This window comes from Hymenobacter sp. B1770, assembly GCF_049896385.1.
Classification (GTDB): Bacteria; Bacteroidota; Bacteroidia; order Cytophagales; family Hymenobacteraceae; genus Hymenobacter.
In genome coordinates, this window is record NZ_JAFCUF010000044.1 from 1 (window position 1) to 1,076 (window position 1,076).

1 protein-coding gene is annotated in these 1,076 nt (G+C 53.3%); it reads left to right on the forward strand.

The genetic code is table 11. From position 1 onward, the window contains the following. Positions 1-275 precede the first annotated feature (275 nt). Entirely contained in the window at positions 276-656 is a 381-nt protein-coding gene (locus ACP7AJ_RS21340; RefSeq protein ID WP_426062259.1) for a cupin domain-containing protein, read from the forward strand. The last annotated feature ends 420 nt before the right edge of the window (positions 657-1,076 follow it).

Here is a 1,076-nt window from a genome sequence, read left to right on the forward strand (position 1 = left end):
AGGGGCTTTCTAGCATGTTGACCCAACGCACTTCACCCTTTACGCGTTCTGAGAGGAGTTCTGCAACAGCCACGGTCGGTTTTTAGCTGCTGGCCGGGGCGTGGCCGGCGTGGCACTTTTCCGGTTTGGGCCTTTATTCGCGGCGTTGGCTTTCGACTAGTGCTTTTCGTTACGACGGGGCGAGGGATTACGGTAATCCTGAGAACATTCGTACCATTTCCCGTTTCAACTTTTGTACAATCCCGATTAATGCTTTTCCTTTTAATTCCTATCCAATGCAATTCGCTTCTGACTTAACCTTGACCGCCTGCTCTACCGCTACCTCCGAATACTATGGCTGGGGTGATGGCTGTGAGGGCTGGCACCTAGTCAAAACGTCGGCACTCAGCATCATTCAAGAGCGTATGCCGCCTGGCACAGCTGAGCAGTTGCACTACCACGCCCGTGCGCAACAATTCTTTTACGTGCTGGCAGGCACCGCCACGTTTGAAATAGCTGGGCAAGAGGTAACCGTAACAGCGGGCCAGGGCTTACATATCGCCCCACACGTACCCCATCGCATCCTGAACCAAACCCAAGATTCTTTGACGTTTACGGTTACCTCCCAGCCGATGGCGCATGGTGACCGAGTGAACTTGCCGCCAACTACCGAATGAGGTAGCAAGGCGCTTACCGCAATTTTTCGCCCATTGTGATGAGAAACCCAATAAGTACCGGCAACTAAAGTTTTACATGATTACAAAAAGGATTCGAAGATAAACGGAGGTTCACCTAAACGGTCGTGGCTGTTGCAGAAGTCTCGATTTCGTATCCAGCCCCCGTTGGGGCGCGAATCCGCGGACGAACACGTGGCTTTAACCGCTTTTTAAGATCTTTCCAATCGAGGACTCCACTACTGAAGCGCACGTCGAGGAGTTCTGCAACAGCCACGAAGGATTAAGCGTCTGCTGGCAGTTGCTTGTCCCTGCCGTCGTGAACGGCCAATTCACTTGCTGCTCAGACGGCGCTGGCAGCGCACCCGGTCCGAAGCGTTGCGGGATTTGTTGAGCATTAGCTTGAGTATTGGCGCGGGCAAG